This window comes from Brevibacterium sp. (genome assembly GCF_022712115.1).
GTDB classification, from domain to species: Bacteria; Actinomycetota; Actinomycetes; order Actinomycetales; family Brevibacteriaceae; genus Brevibacterium; species Brevibacterium salitolerans.
Map to the genome: position 1 here is coordinate 1 of NZ_JALAHB010000264.1, position 16,888 is coordinate 16,888.

The following is a 16,888-nucleotide window of genomic DNA, read 5'->3' on the forward strand; positions in this document are numbered from 1 at the left end:
ACCCCCGCCCGCGGGCGCCGTCCCCTCGCCGGCCTCGGCACCCTCCTGCGCCTCATGCTGCGCCGTGACCGCATCCGCCTCACGGTGTGGGTGCTGGGCGCCGGGCTCCTGGGCTTCTACTTCGCCCACGCCATCCAGACCATCGCCGAGGACGAGGAGCAGCTGCGCAGCCTCGCCGGCCTGTACGCGGATCCCATCGGACGGATGATGGTGGGGCCTGGCTTCGGCATGGACGCACCCACGCACGCGCGCTTCTACGCCGCCGGCTACGCGCTCTTCCTCTACATCCTCGTGGCCCTCATGAGCATCTTCACGGTGGTGCGCCACACGCGGGCGGAGGAGCAGACCGGCCGCGCCGAGCTCCTCCGCGCCGGTCCCGTGGGCCGGCACGCCACACTCGCCGCCGCACTCCTCCTGGTGACGGCCGCGAACCTCGGCGCGGCCGCACTCATCGCCGCCGGTGCCCTCACCGCCGGCTACGAGACCGAGGGCTCGCTCCTCGTCGCCGCGACCTCGGCCGCGGTGGGTCTCCTCTTCGCCGGGGCGGCGGCGGTGACTGCGCAGCTGAGCGAGTCCTCGCGCCGGGCCTCGGCGATGGCGGGCGGGCTGCTGGGGCTGGCCTACCTCATCCGCATGGGCGGGGATTCCGCCGAGGTGGGCGGCAGCGCACTCTCCTGGGCCTCCCCGCTGGGCTGGTCGCAGCAGACCGCGCCCTATGTGGACGACCTGTGGTGGCCGCTGGCGCTGCTGGGCGGTGGTGCGGTGCTCCTGGCGCTGCTGGGCTTCCTGCTCTCCACCCGGCGCGATGTGGGTGCGAGCCTGCTGCCGGCCCGCCTGGGCAGGGCCGAGGCCCGGCCCGTCCTCGGCACTCCGCTGGGTTTGGCGGCTCGCACGCTGGCCGGCGGTCTGCGGGGCTGGGGCATCGCCCTGGTGCTGGCCGCACTGATGTTCGGCGCCTACGCCCAGTCGATGGTGGACGCGGCGGACTCGCTGCCTGAGGAGATGGCGCAGATCTTCGCCGGCGAGGACCTCATGCGCGGCTACCTGGCCTACATCGCGCTGTTCATGGGCGTGTTCGTGGCCGCGGCCGGGGTGGGCGCCCTCCAGCAGATGCGCGGCGAGGAGGTCCGCGGGCGGGCTGAGTACGGCCTGTCCGCACCGGTGAGCCGTACGACGTGGCTGGGTGCGCACCTGACGGTCATCGCAGGCGGGCTCCTCCTCATCCTCGCCCTGGTGGGAGCGGCGATGGGCGTGGGCGCCGGGCTGTCCCTCGAGGTCGAGGGCTGGTCGCACTTCCGGGACCTCTTCCTCGCCGGCCTCCTGCAGGCACCGGCGGTGCTGGCTGCTGTGGGGATCGTCGCCGCGCTGCTGGGCTGGCTGCCGCGCCTAGCCGGTGCGGTGGGCTGGGTGCTGGTGGGGTTCGGCGGCGTGATGTCGACCTTCGGCTCACTCCTGGACCTGCCCGAGGCCGCCCAGGACCTCAACCTGTTCGGCCATCTCGCGGAGTACCCCGTCGAGGAGGTCGAGTGGGTGCCGGTGCTCTGGCTGCTGGCGATCGCGGCGCTGGGTATGCTGCTGGGCCTGCTCGGCTGGCGCCGCCGCGAGGTGGGCCGGGTGGGAGGGGCGGGGAGGTGCCGTGAGGTGGAACGGGCGGTTGCAGCGCAGGGAGTGGAATGGGCGCCAGCGGGAAGCAGCAGCGATGGCTTCCGGGGGGAACCGCAAGAGCGGTCGTCCCTCACGCTCCGGACAGATACCAGGGGTCCACCTCGGCCGTAGCGGTCTTCTGTCCTGTCGGGGAGAGGATGTGGCCGTAGAGCTTGTACTGGCGCAGGACGATCTGACGGTCGGCGATGGTGACCTCGGGAAACGCGGCCGTCAGCCTTCGGGTGAACGAGTAGAGGTCTTTGGCCGTGTGCAGGGCCGTGGTGAGCATGAGGTTCGTCATTCCGGCGATCGCCGCACACGACCGCGTCTCCTCCCAGTTCACCAGATCGCGACCGACCTGTTCGATGGCGGCCTCGGGCACATCGATCCACAGGATCGCCCCTGACTGCCAGCCCGCCAGGCTGCGGGCCAGATCGCAGCGGAACTCCACGTCTCCGGAATTGACCAGGTAGTTGATCCTCCGCTGCACGCTGCGCTGGCTGATCCCCAGCCTCTCGGCCAGCACCGACGTGGGCGTTCTCGCATCGACGGCCAGCAGCGAGAACAGACGGCGGTCCGTCCGGTCGAAGTCGTGGGTGGCGGTGGATCTCTTCGATTCAGGCTGGACCTTCTCCGCCTCCCGGCGGCTCAGGACCTTCAGCCGCCATTGCCGCGAGCTGTCGAAGACGCGGGTGGCGATGTTCGTGCGAATCTTCCGTATCCCCGGGACGCTCGGCAGGATGGAGACGACGTATTCGGACAGCGCCATCTCGCTCGGGGCGAAGACGGCGCACCACAGTGTCAGTTCCCCGCTGAGATGCTGCACGGTGACGACATGGGGCTGAGCGAAGAGCCAGTCGACGATTCCCCGCCACCGGTCCACCTCGCAGTCGATCTGGATATAGGCGACGGTGATCTGCGAGGTCTGGGTCGAGCCCGGCATGACGGTGGTCCATGCCGCGCCGGATGCCTTCAGGCGGTTCCAGCGCCGTGCGATGGTGCTGGCATCGGCGTCGAGAACGGCACTCAGCTCGCCCCAGCTGATCCGCGGGTTGATCTGCATGGCATCGACCAGCGCCATATCTTCCTCCGACAGGAGCATCGCACCCGCGGTGTCGCGTTCCGGCATGAATGCATCATCACAGACGCATATGTGCGTTTCAAGGGTCAGTTCCGGCGACGTCAATAGCCTGACCCCATGGCAGACCATGACCGCGATCACACCAGCGCACCAGCGCCCATCCGCGTCGCCGCCACCGGCGACAGCTTCGTCACACGCCTCATCAACACCGGGAACCCCGGGCTGCAGAAGATCTCCGGCCTCATCGGCGACTGCGATGCGCGCTTCACGAACTTCGAGACGACCGCGCACTGCGATCACGGGTATCCCGCAGCAGTCAGCGGAGGCACCTGGGCGATCGCAGACCCCCGCGTCATCACCGGTCTCACCGGTCTCGGATTCAACATGATGGCGACGGCGAACAACCATGCCATGGACTATTCAGCGGACGGGCTCCTGGCCACGGCGGAGAACCTCGACCGCGCCGGCGTGGTCTACGCCGGCACCGGGAAGGACTTGTCCGCCGCCTCCGCGCCCGCCTATCTGGAAGGCCCCCGCTCGCGGATCGGGCTGGTGGCACTGTCGACGACTTTCGACAAGTCGTGGGTCGCCGGGCACCAGCGTCGCGATATGCGAGGCCGCCCAGGCGTCAACGTCGTCGGCCATGATCGCGTCCACACGGTCACATCCGGGCAGCTGGAGAATCTGCGGGAAGTCGCACAGGAGTCCGCGGTCAACGCCGCATTCGACCATTCGGTGGCCAACGGCTACAGCCGACCGTGGGATGACAGCAAGGGCCTGTACTTCGGCGGGCTCGTGTTCACCTCGGACACAGGCCCGCAGACCACTGCGGATGCCGCCGACAGAGCGCGGCTCGAGGCTTCCGTTCGCAGGGCCCGCCGGGAATCCGACTACGTCATCGTCAGCGTTCATGCCCACGAGATGTGCGGGAGCGACATCGAGCGCCCTGCCGAGTTCGTCGAGGAGAGCTGCCGCGCAGCGATCGAGGCCGGTGCCGATGCCGTCGTCGGGCACGGCCCGCACATAGTCCGCGGCATCGAGATCTACAAGGGCCGCCCCATCTTCTACAGCCTGGGCAACTTCATCTTCGAGAACGAGACGGTGTCCCAGCTGCCGGCCGACTTCTATCAGACCCAGGGTCTCAGCGACGAGCATGACGTCAGCCAGGCGCTGGCTGCCCGGAGCGCGGACTGGACGAAGGGCTATGCAGTCGATCCGGCCATCTGGACCTCGGTCATCGCCGTGTGGGAGGACTCGGGCGACACTCTCGACATCAGGCTCCACCCCATCGACCTGGGATGGGGACAGGCGCACTACCGGCGCGGACTTCCCTCCCTCACCACGGACACCGGGGTGCTCGAGAAGCTCAAAGAGCTCTCGGCGGTCTACGGCACGACGATCACGATCGAATCAGGCGTGGGACACATCCGTGTGAACCGATGCGACACCCGATGACCCCCTGCGCCGCCCGGCATCACGTATGCACCGAAAGGAAAGAGCGATGAGGCGACAGACACTCCTCGCAGGACTCGCTGGGCTTCTCGTCCTCATCCTGGGCACCGGCTGCACCGCGGCACTGTCACACGGCGATCACGGCGACCGGCTGGATATCGCCCTCGGATCGCAGCCGACGAACCTCGATGAACAGACCCTGACCGGCTCTCCGACCAAGGTCACGATGCGGAACGTCTTCGAAACCCTCGTCACCACTGATGCCCAGAACGAGGTCGTCCCCGTGCTGGCGGAGAGCTGGACGATCAGCGATGACGGGAGGACCTACACATTCAAGCTGCGCGAGGGCGTGAAGTTCCACACCGGCGAAGAGATGACCTCCGAGGACGTCGTGGAATCGATGAATCGGTGGATCGGCCTCTACCAGGTCGCCCAGGCGACCATGGGAGAGGATGCGCACTTCGTCGAGGACGGCAAGTACACCGTCAAGCTCCTGCTCGAGGAACCCTCGATCGGCGTCCTGGGGCTGCTCGCCACCCACAAGCAGTTCCCCTCCATCATGCCGGCCGAGATCGTCAGGGATGCGGACCCGACAGGCGTCACGGAATTCATAGGGACCGGTCCGTACGAGTTCGTCGAATGGAAGAAGGACCAGTACATCCACATGACGCGATTCGACGACTACGAGAGCCCACCGGGCGAGCCGTCGGGAATGGCGGGTACGCGGGAGCCGCTGATGAAGGACCTCTACTTCCACATTGTCACCGACCCCGCCACGCAGCTCGCCGGACTGCAGACCGGTCGCTACGACATCGCCCCCGATGTCAGCCCGGATGCCTACGAATGGCTGAAGTCGGCACCGGAGTTCGCCCTGACGACCTACACCACCGGCGACCTCGTCTTCGCGTTCAACTTCACGAGTCCGGTGATGGAGGACGAGCTCATCCGCAAGGCCGTCCAGATCGGCACCAGCTCCTCCGACATCATGGACGTCGCCATGGGGGACAGCGACCTCTACGAACTCAAGGCCGGGTACATGGCCACAGAACAGCTGGCCTGGGAGACCGACGCCGGGAAAGACACCTATGACAAGCGCGACGTCGATCTGGCGAAGAAGTACATCGAGGAATCCAGCTACGCCGGTCAGCCGATCAGGATCCTCACCTCGCGTGACGACCTGTACCAGTACAAGGGCTCCGTCGTCCTGCAGGAGCAGCTGAAGGCCCTCGGCTTCGACGTCACCCTCAGAGCCGTCGAATGGGCCACCTACAGCGCGCTGTCGAAGGACGAGGGCTCGTTCGACATCGTCGCCGCTGGTGTCACGCCGGTCACGGATCCCACGCAGATCTCGTATCTGGGCACGGACTGGACGTTCGCCGAATCGCCCCGGGTGCGGGACGACCTCCAGAAGATCAAGATCGCGAGCTCGCAGGCCGAGGCTCTCGAGATCTGGGAGGAGACGCAGAAGTATCTGCGCGAGGAATACGTTCCGGTCCTCATGGCCGGGGAGTTCAAGGGCCTCGCGGCGACGAGGGAGGACATCGAGGGCTTCACAGCCCAGTACGGCCCCATCGTCTGGAACACCGAGGCGACGTCATGAGCCCGGAGGGAATCCACCGGATCAGACCGGCCATCACCTCACAAGAAGGGTGTGGAAAGCAATGGTGACCTTCATTCTCCGCCGGGTGCTGAGCCTGATCCCGGTGCTTCTGACCGTCTTCGTCGTCGTCTTCCTCATCCTTCATCTCGCACCCGGCTCCCCCGCCTCCGTGATGCTGGGTGAGGAGGCGACGCAGGAGGACATCGCCGCGCTGAACGCTGAGCTCGGCCTCGACCGTCCTCTCGTGGCCCAGTTTCTGTCGTGGTCCGGCGGTGCGCTCACCGGGGATCTGGGGACGTCGTACTTCCTCGGCATGCCCGTGACACAGGCCATCGTCGAACACATCAGCCCGACATTCGGGCTCGCGGTGATCGCAGAGATCATCGCCATCGTGATCGCCATCCCCCTGGGCGTGCTTGCTGCCAGGAGGCGCGGCTCGCACACCGACCGCACGATACTCGCCGGGTCGCTGCTGGGGATCTCGGTTCCCAGCTTCCTGCTCGCGCTCTTCCTCCTGCTGATCTTCGGGGTGTGGCTGCGCTGGCTGCCGGTCGGGGGCTACGAGCCCTTGTCCAGCGGTTTCACAGTCTGGCTGGCATACCTCATCCTGCCCGCCGTGGCGCTGGCCGCCATGCAGGCAGCACTCGTGACCAGGATGTGCCGCTCCTCGATGATCGACGTGCTCCAGGTCGAGTACATCGCGCTGGCACGGGCGAAGGGCTTGAAGGAATCGAAGGTCCTGTTCAAACACGCGCTGCGCAACGGGTTCCTCCCCGTGCTCACCGTCCTCGGCCAGGGTCTCGGGGCGCTCATCACCGGAGCGGTCGTCACGGAGACGATCTTCACCATTCCGGGTTTGGGGACCCTGGTCGTCAACTCGATCATGCACCGGGACTTCCCAGTGGTACAGGGTGTGGTGCTCTTCACCACAGTCGTATTCGTCCTGGTCAATCTGCTCGTCGACATCCTCTACGGGGTACTCGACCCGCGAATCAGCGTCACGGCGAAGAAGTAGGGAGGACCGGGCATGGATACCACCCGTCATTCACCACTCGACGAGCAGCAGCTCGAGGAACGAGGCCGCGCACTCGCGCGCCGGCAACGGGAGCGCAATCTGCGCAGGATTCTCGACAACCCGATGCTGATGATCGGCGCAGTCGTGATGGTCGTGCTCATCGTCGTCGCCGTCGTCGGACCGTGGCTCTCGCCGTACACGCAGTTCCAGCTGCAGATCGAGGACAAGCTCACCGGCCCCAGCGCACGCCATTGGCTCGGCACCGACGACTTCGGACGGGATCTGGCCACCCGGCTCTTCCACGGGTTGCGCACCTCCCTCGCCATCGGTCTCGCCGTCACGGTGCTCTCAGCTCTGGCTGGGACGGCGATCGGCCTCGTCTCCGCGTACTTCAGGCGGGTCGACGGAGTCCTCATGCGAGTGATGGACGGCCTCATGTCCTTCCCCAGCATCCTCCTGGCCATCTGCCTGATGGCGGCCTTCGGCGCAAAGATCGAGAATGTCATCATCGCGCTCACGATCGTCTTCATCCCGCACATGGCCCGTGTCGTCAGGTCTGCGGCGGTCAGCGTGAATGAGGAGATGTTCATCGACGCGGTGCAGTCGCAGGGAGCCTCCTCCCTGCGGATCATCCTGCGACACGTGCTCCCCAACATCGTCTCCCCCATCGTCGTCCAGGCGACTTTCATCTTCGCCGACGCCATCATCACCGAGGCCTCGCTCAGCTTCCTCGGGGCAGGGGTGCCGCCACCGGGTGCCAGCCTGGGGAGCATCCTCCAGGACGGCAAGGCGCTGATCTTCGCCTCGTGGTGGATCGTCGTCTTCGCCGGACTGATCACGATCCTGTGTGTGTTCGGGCTCAACTTCCTGGGCGACGGCCTCCGGGACCATTTCGACCCGCGCAGCGGCAAACGCCGTACGGTGGCTGGCCTGGCGAAGGGTCAGATCCTCCGCGTCGTCGGGGTCGGAGGACGGAGCGGGAGCACACCGCCCGATGCCGGGTCGCAGGCAGAGACCCCGGCGGCCCAAGCGAATGCCGAGGCGGAGATCCATACCGATGTGAAGGGCAGGGCCGGCCATGGCGAATAACGTTCTTGAGGTCAAGGGGCTCTCGTCGTGGTTCGCGACCGAGAACGGCGACGTCAAGGTCATCGACGATGTGAGCTTCTCGATCGCCGAAGGCGAGATCTTCGGCCTCGTCGGCGAGTCCGGATCGGGCAAGAGCGTGACATCGCGTTCGATCATCCGTCTGCTGCCGGAGGACGGTTCGACCGCCTATGAGGGCTCCATCCTGGTCGAGGGCACCGACGTTCTCAGGATCTCCGAAAGCCGGATGAGGGCCATGCGCGGCAATGAGATCGCCATGGTCTTCCAGGACCCGATGAGTGCCCTCAACCCGGTCTACACGATCGGCGATCAGATCATGGAATCGATCCTCACACACCGCAGAGTGGGAAAGGCCCAGGCCCGGAAGCTGACGATCGAGACTCTCGACGCAGTGGGCTATCCGTCGCCTGAGCAGGCACTGTCGAAGTACCCGCACCAGCTCTCGGGCGGCATGCGCCAGCGTGTGGTCATCGCGATCGCCGTGGCCTGCCGGCCCAAGCTCCTCATCGCCGACGAACCGACTACCGCGCTGGACGTGACCACGCAGAAGCAGATCGTCGATCTGATCCTCGACCTGTCGCAGAGGTTCGGCATGGCGGTGCTCTTCATCTCCCACGACCTCAATCTCGTTGCCGACATCAGCAACCGGGTCGCGGTGATGTACCACGGACGCATCGTCGAGCAGGGCACCGTCGAGTCGATCTTCGATCACCCGCAACGGGCATACACCAAGGGGCTGATCTCGTGCATACCGCCGCTTCACCGAGCCGTGCCGGAGGAGCTGGCGACGGTTCCGGCGAATCTCGACGAATTCGGCGACCTCGGACCGGCCAAGGAGGGACGATGAACGATCACGCAACAGCGAGACCCCTGCTGCGGGTGCGAGACCTGTCCAAGACGTTCAAGGTCACCAGGCGCGAGGGGATCCTCTCCCGTCGCGGCACCGTCAAGGCCGTCGAGGGCGTGTCCCTGGAGCTCGAGCGGGGCCGCTCTCTGGGCATCGTCGGCGAATCCGGCAGCGGCAAGTCCACTCTCGCACGGTGCGTTCTCCGGCTGGAGGAGGTCAGCACCGGCTCCGTGGAGTTCGATGGCGACGACACCGTGTCTATGAGCTCCAGCGCTCTCAAGCAGTTCCGCAGACGAGCCCAGATGGTGTACCAGGATCCGTACTCCTCGCTGAACCCGCGCCAGCGCATCGGCGATGCGGTCATGGAACCTCTGACCGTCCACGGCCTCGGTGCACCGGGCAGTCGCCGCGACCTCATGTTCGCGATGCTCGAGCGCATGGGCCTGTCCGCGGATTTCGCCTACCGCTTCCCGCATGAGCTCTCCGGCGGCCAGCGACAGAGGGCCGGAATCGCCCGAGCCCTCATCAGCGGGCCGGAGATGATGGTCTGCGATGAAGCGGTCTCTGCTCTGGATGTCTCGGTGCAGGCCCAGATCCTCAATCTCCTCAAACGACTGCAGCGGGAGGAGCAGCTGGCGTACCTGTTCATCACCCATGACATCGGCGTGGTCCGCTTCATCGCAGACGATGTGATCGTCATGCACAAGGGATCAGTCGTCGAAACCGGGGCGGTCGAAGACGTGATCGACAATCCGCAGCACGAGTACACGAAGAAGCTCATCGCAGCCATCCCGACCGGGAGCGAGAGACGAGGACACGCCGCATGACTCCTCTGGATCCCTCCCTGACCCAGGCACGCCTGGGACGAACGCTCGATGTCCTGGTCGACGACCTGGAGCTGCCGGGGATCAGCGTCGCCTGCACCCTGCCCGGAGGTGAGCGCTTCCGGTTCAATCACGGTTGCCGCGCCGATGCCCCCGGAGAGCCGATCGACAACGACTCGATCTTCGCCGTCGCCTCGGTGACGAAGTCATTCACCGCCCTGGCCGTCGTGATTCTCGCGGAATCCGGCGCGCTCGGCCTCGACGATCCGCTCGCCCACTGGCTCCCCGGTCTGGCACTGCCCGGCGGAGCGGAGGAGGAAGCCACGATCCGGCACCTGCTCAGCCATACCTCAGGACTGCCCGGGCTCCCCCTCATCCACGGTGCCCGCACTCCCAGCATCCTGCGCGACCCGGACCGAGGGACCTTGGCCGATCGTGCGCCGATTGCAGAGGACTGGAAGTGGATCCGGAACGTCGAGGATCTGATCTCCGCCCTGTCCGAAGGCGGATACTCACTGCTCGGCGCTCCTGGCACGGTGTTCAACTATTCGAACGAGGGATTCGGCCTCCTGCAGGGGATCATCGAAGCAGTCAGCGGGATGACGTACAGCGAGCTGCTGACCGCTGAGGTGTTCGCGCCTGCAGGAATCGATCGCTTCGGATTCACCACTGAGGACATCGGCGTGCTCGACAACATCGTGCCCCTCTTCGCGCCCAAGACCGGAGCCGCAGAGAGATATTCGCCGTCGCCCGCGTGGTGGGATGTGGGGGACATCTACGCCAACGGCTCGCTCAAGATCTCCAGCGAGGCCCTGCTCGCCATCGTCGACCGCCTGAGGGCCTCCGCCCTCGCGGACTCACAGCTTCCCGGTTTCAGCCGTCGAGGCTACAGGATGCTCACGGACGTGGAAGCCGATCTCCCCGATGGCGGCAGGTACGGCCTCGGCCTCGAGCTCTCCCCTCCGTCGGAGAAGCATCGCTGGTTCGGCCATGGTGGCAGCATCAAGGGTGCCTCCACGCTCTTCCGCGCCTATCCTGACGACGGACTGTCCGTGGTGTGTCTCATCAACGCCTCCGACGCGCCGGTGTCCCGCGTGGTCGAGACGATCGTCCGGGACGTGCTCGGCACCGAGGTCCCGGCCCACCCTCAACGCGAATGCGTCTCCGATCCCGACGGCGGCGAGCACATCGGCCTCTACACCTCCGGCGAGCTCAATGAGATCGAAGTCGCCAGCGAGGCGGGAAAGCTGTTCGTGCGCAAGAACAGTGGAGTACGGACGCCGATCGTTGAGATCGACACCGACTCCTTCATCACTCCCGGCGGCCAGCGTCACGTGTTCCTGCGTTCCGGCACCGGTACGATCACGGCCCTGTTCACGTCGAAGCGGGTCCACGGAAAACAGTCACTGAGCCCAGCTGGCGAGTCGGAAACCACCACAGCGGTGGGCGGATGGAACAGTGAGCAATCAGCCAACAGGGAAACGGCCGCCGGCACCGGCGCGTCCGACGACAATGGAAAAGGGGATCCGGCATGACGCTCCCAGCTGAATTGACTCAGCAGCTCACCACCTGGCGCAGAGACTTCCACGCGCACGCCGAACCCGGCTGGACGGAGTTCCGCACCACCTCAGCCATCATCGAGGTCCTGCGAGAACTGGGGTGGGAGACGGTGTACGGCCCCGAACTCCATGAGGACTCCGCCCGCCTGGGTGTGCCCGCAGCTGAGGTGCTCGCCCGTGAACGTGAACGTGCGGTCGCCCAGGGCGCTGACCCCGAGCTGGTCGAGGCGATGGGTGAGGGATTCACCGGTGTCCTCGGAGTGCTCGAGACCGGACGGCAAGGACCTGTGGTGTGCTTCCGCTTCGACATCGACTCCAACGACCTGGTCGAGCTGAGGGACGACAGCCACCGGCCCTATGCGGAGGGCTTCGCCTCCGTCAACGACGCCGCCATGCACGGATGCGGGCACGACGGTCACGCCGCCATCGGACTGGGCCTCGCCACGGTGCTGGCCGAGAGGAAGGACGAACTGTCCGGAACTGTGAAGATCATCTTCCAGCCCGCCGAGGAGGGCGTCCGGGGGGCGCATTCGATCGTCGCCGCCGGCTGGTTCGACGATGTCGACATGTTCGTCGCGACCCACCTGAAGTCCAACGACGGCAAGGGGAACATCGTCACCGGTTCCGACGGCTATCTGGCGAGCACCAAGTTCGACGTCGTCTACACCGGTATCGGAGCACACGCAGGCGGGGACCCGGAGAAGGGGAGGAACGCCCTCCTGGCTGCGGCAACCGCGACGCTGAACCTCCATGCCATCCCCCGTCACTCCGGCGGTGCGAGCCGCATCAACGTCGGCGTGCTCAGTGCGGGTGAAGGGCGCAATGTGGTGCCGCGCAGAGCCGTGCTCAGGGTGGAGACGCGCGGTCAGTCGAGCGAGATCAACGAGTACATGTTCGAGCGTGCGAAGGACGTCGTTGCCGGTGCCGCGAGGATGCACGGGATCGAGCACGAGGTGACTGTGGTGGGGAGAGCCGATCAGGAGGCGCCGAGTTCGCAACTTCTTCCCTATATCCGTGCCTGTTTCGAGGGCACCCCTGGAGTGGCGGAGATCCGCGATTCCGGAGGTCCTGCGGGTTCGGAGGATGCGACTGCGATGATGAAGCGCGTCAAGGAGTGCGGCGGGCTCGCAACGTACGTGCAGATCGGCATGGACACCTCATGGGGCCACCACACCGAGCGGTTCGACATCGACGAGGACATGCTCGCGGTGGGCGTCGAATCCGAGCTGAAGATCGTGCTCGGTGCGGCCGAGTTCCTCGACTCCCTCGGACGAGATCATGGAGAGCCGGTTCCACCTGAGGCCTGACGCGCGCAGAATCTCGGACCCTTCGCATCTGCGGATCGGCCACCGTGCGGCGTGGCACGTGGCCGATCCGCAGACGGGAGCGCCGCGCCTCACCGTTCCCGTCTGCCTGAGCGAACGTCCACCCACGCGGCCGAACCCCCAGCTACGGTGGAGATGGCAAGGACGCGGAACCCGGGCCGTGACGGAGGCGAGACATGGTGAACCAGACGAGGATCGCGCGCCTGCAGCTCCGGAGCGGAGAACCCTGGCCTCGCAGATGGAACTGGCTGCTGAGCCGCCCCGAGGTGACCGGGGTGACTGCCCGGTGGGTCATCTCTGTGGTGCTCACCGTCAACGGGATCATGAACGGGCTCCTGCGACTCACCCCTGTGCTCGGGCCACCGGACGGCGGCCTCGGTCTGGCTCTGAGCCTCGTCGGCACGCTGCTGCTCCCCCTCGGGCTGCTCTACGCCTGGAGCGCAGTGCGACTCCACCACATCCACGGCACCCAGGCAGCCGGGGGCCGCTGCGCGATAGGCACCTCGGTCTCGCGCTCAGCTGCTCGCCGCGAGGCCGCTCAGCCGCTGCTGCTTCTCGCGAAGCTCCCTCTGCTTCGCCTCGAGGCTCGCTGCGAGCGCGTCCAACTCGGCGCGCAGATCCGGGCACATCTCCAGCGAGACCCCGTGCTCGCCGGTGCGGACGCAGTCGAGGTACCGGCGGATCGTCGCCGTGCCCAAGCCTGCGGAGATCATCGTCCTGATCTGGGCCACACGAACGACATCGGCCGCGGAGAAGTCACGGTATCCGGCGCTGGTGCGATCAGGCACCAGGAGGCCCTGGTCCTCGTAGTGGCGCAGAGCCCTCGCGCTTGCCCCGGTCAGCTCGGCGAGTTCGCTGATCAGCACCATCATCTCCTCCTCGGCTTGACCTTCACGCTGACGTGAAGCCGTACCGTCCCACTCCATGACGCCTGAGACTCCCCAGACCCCTCACCCAACACAGACGCGTGCCTCGATCTTCCACGGCTACGGAGCGAGCCCGGAGGACCACTGGTTCGGCTGGCTGGCACAGCGGCTGAGCGCGGACGGCGTCCGGACCACGATCCCCGCCCTGCCGGACCCGCTCGCCCCGCTGCCCACGCCGTGGACGGACGCCGTGCTCGCGGCCCTCGGCACACCTGAGCGGAGCTCGATCGCCGTCGCCCACAGCCTGGGCTGCCTGGCCGTGCTGCGCTGTCTGCGGACCCTGCGGGGGAACTGGCGGCTCGGCACGCTCGTGCTGGTCTCCGGCTTCGTCGACACGCTGCCTGCGCTGCCGGAGCTGGACGCCTTCATCGGCGACGGATGCGACGTGACGGGGCTGCGCGAACACGTCGACCGGATCCGCATCATCCGCTCGGACGACGATCCCCTGGTGCCGCCCTCCCACACCGACCGTCTCGCGGATCTCCTCGGGGCCTCGGTCGAGGTCGTGCCGGGAGCCGGCCACTTCCTCGCCTCCGACGGCGTCACGGCACTGCCCAAGGCCTACGCGGCGGTCATGGGGTGAGGCGCTGGCTCACCGGACCGCCAGCCGCACTGAGCACTGAGGCCAGCGCATGCGGCGGAGATGTATGCGGTTCTTCCGGCTATCCGCAGAGGTTCTGCGGAGGCACGTGCGCCCGGCTGGCGCACCGGGCAGACGGGAACGAGGAGTCCTCCTGTTCCCGTCTGCTCGAGTCCCGTGCGCGCCGTCCACTCACGCTCCACCTCGGCGCGCACCTCCCCCGCCGCTCAGGCACCCGCCGCCCAGGCACGTCCTCTCACACGGAGGCGACCTCGGCCAGCGTCACCCTCCGGATCGCCGGACGGCTGAGCTGAAGACCGGCCCGCACCACGAGGATGCCCACGGCCACGGAGGCCAGGAGCGTGAGGAAGGTCAGCGGGGACATCACCATCGCCATGCCCGCCAGCGGCAGCACGAGCACGAGCCCCAGACCGGCGGCGAGCAGCGAGACCCAGATGACGGGCATCATCGTCGCGCGCACCGTCATCGCCGCGACCGTCCTCTCCTCCATCCCCGCGGCGTGGAGCTCGCGGAAGGTGGAGGACCGGTCATAGACGTCCGCAGTCTGGTTGAGCGCCGCGGAGACCGCGACGAAGAGGATCGCGATCCCCAGGGTCAGCAGGACTCCGGTGCGCATGTCCCCGCTGAGGTACAGCTGCTCCGCGGGCATGTGCGCATCGTCCGGGACTGCATTCACGATCGCCACGCCCGTGCCCGCGAACACTGCGATGAACGCCGTCATCGCGAGGCCGGACACGCGCCGCCAGTACTGCTTGGGATCGTCCTGCACGGAGCGGGCCGCGATGAGCCGGTCCGGCGTCTTCGCCCGCTGCGCGCCGATGTGCGCGATGAGGCGCACCAGGAGCACGCCCAGGATGTCGATGACGAGGAGGCCCATGATGAGCATGGCCAGCAGGGAGACGACGATCATCGCCATCGTCTGGCCGCCCTTCGTCAGCGAGAGCAGCACGCCCACCACCAGCAGCGCCGCGGCGCCGACAATGATCCGCGCCCACGGGAACTTCCGCTCCAAGGCGCGGGTGCGCACGCCCAGCGGGGAGATCACGAGCTTGCGCAGGCCCATGAGCGCCGAGGCCGCGCTCACCAGCACCAGCCCCAGGCAGGCCAGCGCGATCAGCCACCAGGGCATGACCATCTCCGCGTAGCCCAGCCCGGAGCCCTGGAAGGGGATGGCGCTCACGGGGAAGAGCAGCAGGAAATGTCCGATCACGCCCAGCGCCGTGCCGATGAGCGCACCCACGATGGGCTGCGCCACGGCGAGGACGGTGATGGTGGCCTGCGAGGCGCCCAGCAGCGAGAGGCTGGAGAGGCGTTCCGTATCGCTGCGGGCGGCGAGGTTGGCCGTCGCCTGTCCCAGGGTCACGGCGGGGACGAGGAGGAGCGCGGTCGCGATGCCGGCGAGGATCTTGTAGAAGCCCAGGACCCCGCTCTCATCGGCGGTGGTGTCCCAGTGCATGAACGCCCACAGACCGCCGGCCACGGTGAGGAACAGCATCGAACAGGCCGCGAAGGCGGCGATCATGAGCATGCCCTGCGCGGAGAAGAGCGTCTTGGCACGCAGCACGAGGGGCAGGAGACGGGAGGCGGATCTCATCGCACACCGCCCTGCTGCGTGCCCTGCTGCATTCCCTGCTGCGGGGCGTGTCCCTGCTGCGGGGCGTGTGCCTGACCGTGACCGTATGCCTGGCCGAGGCGCCCCTCATCGGAGGCAGCGGGGCCCTGGCCGGTTGCACCTTGCCCGGCAGCCGCCTGACCAGCGGGGACGGGTGCCGCGGAGTCCGCGACGATGCGGCCGTCGGCCAACCGGACGGTGCGGCGGCAGGTCGCGGCGACCTTCTCGTCGTGGGTCACCATGATGAGCGTCCGGCCGCGCCCCACGGTGGTGTCGAGGAGGATGCGCAGGACCTCCGCCGAGGTCGTGGAGTCCAGTGCGCCGGTGGGCTCATCCGCGAAGATGACGGCGGGCTCCGTGATCTGCGCGCGGGCGATCGCCACACGCTGCGCCTGCCCGCCGGAGAGCTGGCCGATCCGCTTCTGCGCATGCTCGGCCAGCCCCAGGCTGCTCAGCCACTCACGCGCACGGGCAGTGGCCTGGGCGCGGGGAGCGCCCTTGAGCATCGCGGCGACGGCCACGTTCTCCTCGGCGGTGAGTTCCGGCAGGAGCAGACCCTGCTGGAAGACGAAGCCGAAGGACTCACGGCGCAAGCGGGTGCGCTCACCGGCGGACATGTCCGTCACCTCGGCGCCGGCCGCCTGACCGGCGCCCAGCGCGACGGAGCCGGCGTCCGGCAGGATCATCCCCGCGAGGACGTGCAGCAGCGTGGACTTGCCGGAGCCGGAGGGCCCCATGATCGCCAGGGACTCACCCTGCGGGACGGTGAGATCGACGCCGGCGAGCGCATGGGTGGGGCCGTACGTCTTGAGCAGGCCGCGGGCGGAGAGTGCCGGTGCGGTGCTCGCTGGTGCGGTGCTCGCCTGGGTTGCCGGCTGAGCGGTTGCCGCCGAGGCCTGAGGGACTCCCGCAGCAGCCGCGGCTCCCGGCTGCATGGGCGCGGCGGCCGTCGCATACGTGGTGGGCGTGCTGGGGGCCGCAGCGGTCTGAGACGGAATCGTATGGGCCGCCGGGGCGTCCGCGTACCCGGGGGCGTGCGCCGGTGCCGGTGGTGGGGTCTGGGGTGTGTGCGTGGGCTGAAGGTGAGGGTACTTGTTCATGCCTCCACTCAACCGCGCGAAGGGATGTGCGGGCATCGGCCCAGGGGATGGTCTTGGAGGCAGACCGGATCATCCCCGGAAAACCACCGGGCCCGAGGCGTCATCCCCGAGGATGATGCGCCGACCCTCGTGCGCGGAGCCGCGCTGCGCCACGGAAGCGCAGAGGCCCTCCTTTCGCTCGCGGGCACCGTGCCG

At 67.5% G+C, this 16,888-nt stretch carries 13 protein-coding genes and 1 pseudogene; 10 read left to right on the forward strand and 4 right to left on the reverse strand.

The genetic code is table 11. From position 1 onward, the window contains the following. A partial coding sequence (locus tag Q0A33_RS15695) for a hypothetical protein (protein ID WP_291799008.1) occupies positions 1–1,776 on the forward strand: 1,776 nt, incomplete at its 5' end. Here the strand turns inward: Q0A33_RS15695 and Q0A33_RS15700 are convergent. Next, a complete protein-coding gene (locus Q0A33_RS15700; RefSeq protein WP_291799011.1) occupies positions 1,736–2,773 on the reverse strand; it encodes an Lrp/AsnC family transcriptional regulator in 1,038 nt (345 codons plus the stop codon). The genes Q0A33_RS15695 and Q0A33_RS15700 overlap by 41 nt on opposite strands. Before the next feature lie 69 nt (positions 2,774–2,842). Between Q0A33_RS15700 and Q0A33_RS15705 the strand changes: the two genes are divergently transcribed. From Q0A33_RS15705 to Q0A33_RS15740, 8 genes are all read left to right on the forward strand, one after another. Further along, on the forward strand, positions 2,843–4,180 hold the full coding sequence (locus tag Q0A33_RS15705) for a CapA family protein (RefSeq protein ID WP_291799024.1): 1,338 nt from the start codon (positions 2,843–2,845) through the stop codon (positions 4,178–4,180). A 46-nt stretch (positions 4,181–4,226) separates the two neighbouring features. Next, the gene (locus tag Q0A33_RS15710) at positions 4,227–5,777 is read left to right on the forward strand and encodes an ABC transporter substrate-binding protein (RefSeq protein ID WP_291799026.1); all 1,551 of its coding nucleotides are present in this window, start codon (positions 4,227–4,229) and stop codon (positions 5,775–5,777) included. Positions 5,778–5,838: 61 nt separating this feature from the next. Further along, on the forward strand, positions 5,839–6,792 hold the full coding sequence (locus tag Q0A33_RS15715; RefSeq protein ID WP_291799028.1) for an ABC transporter permease: 954 nt from the start codon (positions 5,839–5,841) through the stop codon (positions 6,790–6,792). Positions 6,793–6,804: 12 nt separating this feature from the next. Beyond that, positions 6,805–7,881, forward strand: coding sequence for an ABC transporter permease (locus Q0A33_RS15720; protein WP_291799029.1), 1,077 nt, complete (start codon positions 6,805–6,807; stop codon positions 7,879–7,881). Continuing rightward, entirely contained in the window at positions 7,871–8,746 is an 876-nt protein-coding gene (locus Q0A33_RS15725) for an ABC transporter ATP-binding protein (RefSeq protein ID WP_291799031.1), read from the forward strand. The genes Q0A33_RS15720 and Q0A33_RS15725 overlap by 11 nt, the downstream gene beginning before the upstream one ends. After that, entirely contained in the window at positions 8,743–9,573 is an 831-nt protein-coding gene (locus Q0A33_RS15730; protein WP_291799033.1) for an ATP-binding cassette domain-containing protein, read from the forward strand. Before Q0A33_RS15725 ends, Q0A33_RS15730 begins: the two co-directional genes overlap by 4 nt. Beyond that, positions 9,570–11,105 (forward strand): serine hydrolase domain-containing protein, encoded by a 1,536-nt coding sequence (locus Q0A33_RS15735; protein WP_291799035.1) that lies wholly within the window; start codon positions 9,570–9,572, stop codon positions 11,103–11,105. Before Q0A33_RS15730 ends, Q0A33_RS15735 begins: the two co-directional genes overlap by 4 nt. Further along, positions 11,102–12,436, forward strand: a complete 1,335-nt coding sequence (locus tag Q0A33_RS15740) for an amidohydrolase (protein WP_291799037.1) — start codon at positions 11,102–11,104, stop codon at positions 12,434–12,436. The genes Q0A33_RS15735 and Q0A33_RS15740 overlap by 4 nt, the downstream gene beginning before the upstream one ends. Positions 12,437–12,969: 533 nt before the next feature. Here the strand turns inward: Q0A33_RS15740 and Q0A33_RS15745 are convergent. Further along, entirely contained in the window at positions 12,970–13,326 is a 357-nt protein-coding gene (locus Q0A33_RS15745) for a MerR family transcriptional regulator (RefSeq protein ID WP_291799039.1), read from the reverse strand. Positions 13,327–13,378: 52 nt separating this feature from the next. Between Q0A33_RS15745 and Q0A33_RS15750 the strand changes: the two genes are divergently transcribed. Then, positions 13,379–13,963, forward strand: a complete 585-nt coding sequence (locus tag Q0A33_RS15750; protein WP_291799041.1) for an alpha/beta hydrolase — start codon at positions 13,379–13,381, stop codon at positions 13,961–13,963. Positions 13,964–14,216: 253 nt separating this feature from the next. On the opposite strand, the gene Q0A33_RS15755 is transcribed toward Q0A33_RS15750, so the two are convergent. After that, positions 14,217–15,575, reverse strand: a complete 1,359-nt coding sequence (locus tag Q0A33_RS15755; protein ID WP_291799043.1) for an ABC transporter permease — start codon at positions 15,573–15,575, stop codon at positions 14,217–14,219. A gap of 173 nt (positions 15,576–15,748) precedes the next feature. Beyond that, positions 15,749–16,528, reverse strand: a pseudogene (locus Q0A33_RS15760) (ABC transporter ATP-binding protein); the annotation flags it as partial. Positions 16,529–16,888 lie beyond the last annotated feature (360 nt).

Bases quoted from the DNA above. Each gene is read 5' to 3' on its own strand.
- Q0A33_RS15700 (WP_291799011.1), bottom strand. From the start codon at position 2,773: ATGCCGGAACGCGACACCGCGGGTGCGATGCTCCTGTCGGAGGAAGAT.
- Q0A33_RS15705 (WP_291799024.1), top strand. From the start codon at position 2,843: ATGGCAGACCATGACCGCGATCACACCAGCGCACCAGCGCCCATCCGC.
- Q0A33_RS15710 (WP_291799026.1), top strand. From the start codon at position 4,227: ATGAGGCGACAGACACTCCTCGCAGGACTCGCTGGGCTTCTCGTCCTC.
- Q0A33_RS15715 (WP_291799028.1), top strand. From the start codon at position 5,839: ATGGTGACCTTCATTCTCCGCCGGGTGCTGAGCCTGATCCCGGTGCTT.
- Q0A33_RS15720 (WP_291799029.1), top strand. From the start codon at position 6,805: ATGGATACCACCCGTCATTCACCACTCGACGAGCAGCAGCTCGAGGAA.
- Q0A33_RS15725 (WP_291799031.1), top strand. From the start codon at position 7,871: ATGGCGAATAACGTTCTTGAGGTCAAGGGGCTCTCGTCGTGGTTCGCG.
- Q0A33_RS15730 (WP_291799033.1), top strand. From the start codon at position 8,743: ATGAACGATCACGCAACAGCGAGACCCCTGCTGCGGGTGCGAGACCTG.
- Q0A33_RS15735 (WP_291799035.1), top strand. From the start codon at position 9,570: ATGACTCCTCTGGATCCCTCCCTGACCCAGGCACGCCTGGGACGAACG.
- Q0A33_RS15740 (WP_291799037.1), top strand. From the start codon at position 11,102: ATGACGCTCCCAGCTGAATTGACTCAGCAGCTCACCACCTGGCGCAGA.
- Q0A33_RS15745 (WP_291799039.1), bottom strand. From the start codon at position 13,326: ATGATGGTGCTGATCAGCGAACTCGCCGAGCTGACCGGGGCAAGCGCG.
- Q0A33_RS15750 (WP_291799041.1), top strand. From the start codon at position 13,379: ATGACGCCTGAGACTCCCCAGACCCCTCACCCAACACAGACGCGTGCC.
- Q0A33_RS15755 (WP_291799043.1), bottom strand. From the start codon at position 15,575: ATGAGATCCGCCTCCCGTCTCCTGCCCCTCGTGCTGCGTGCCAAGACG.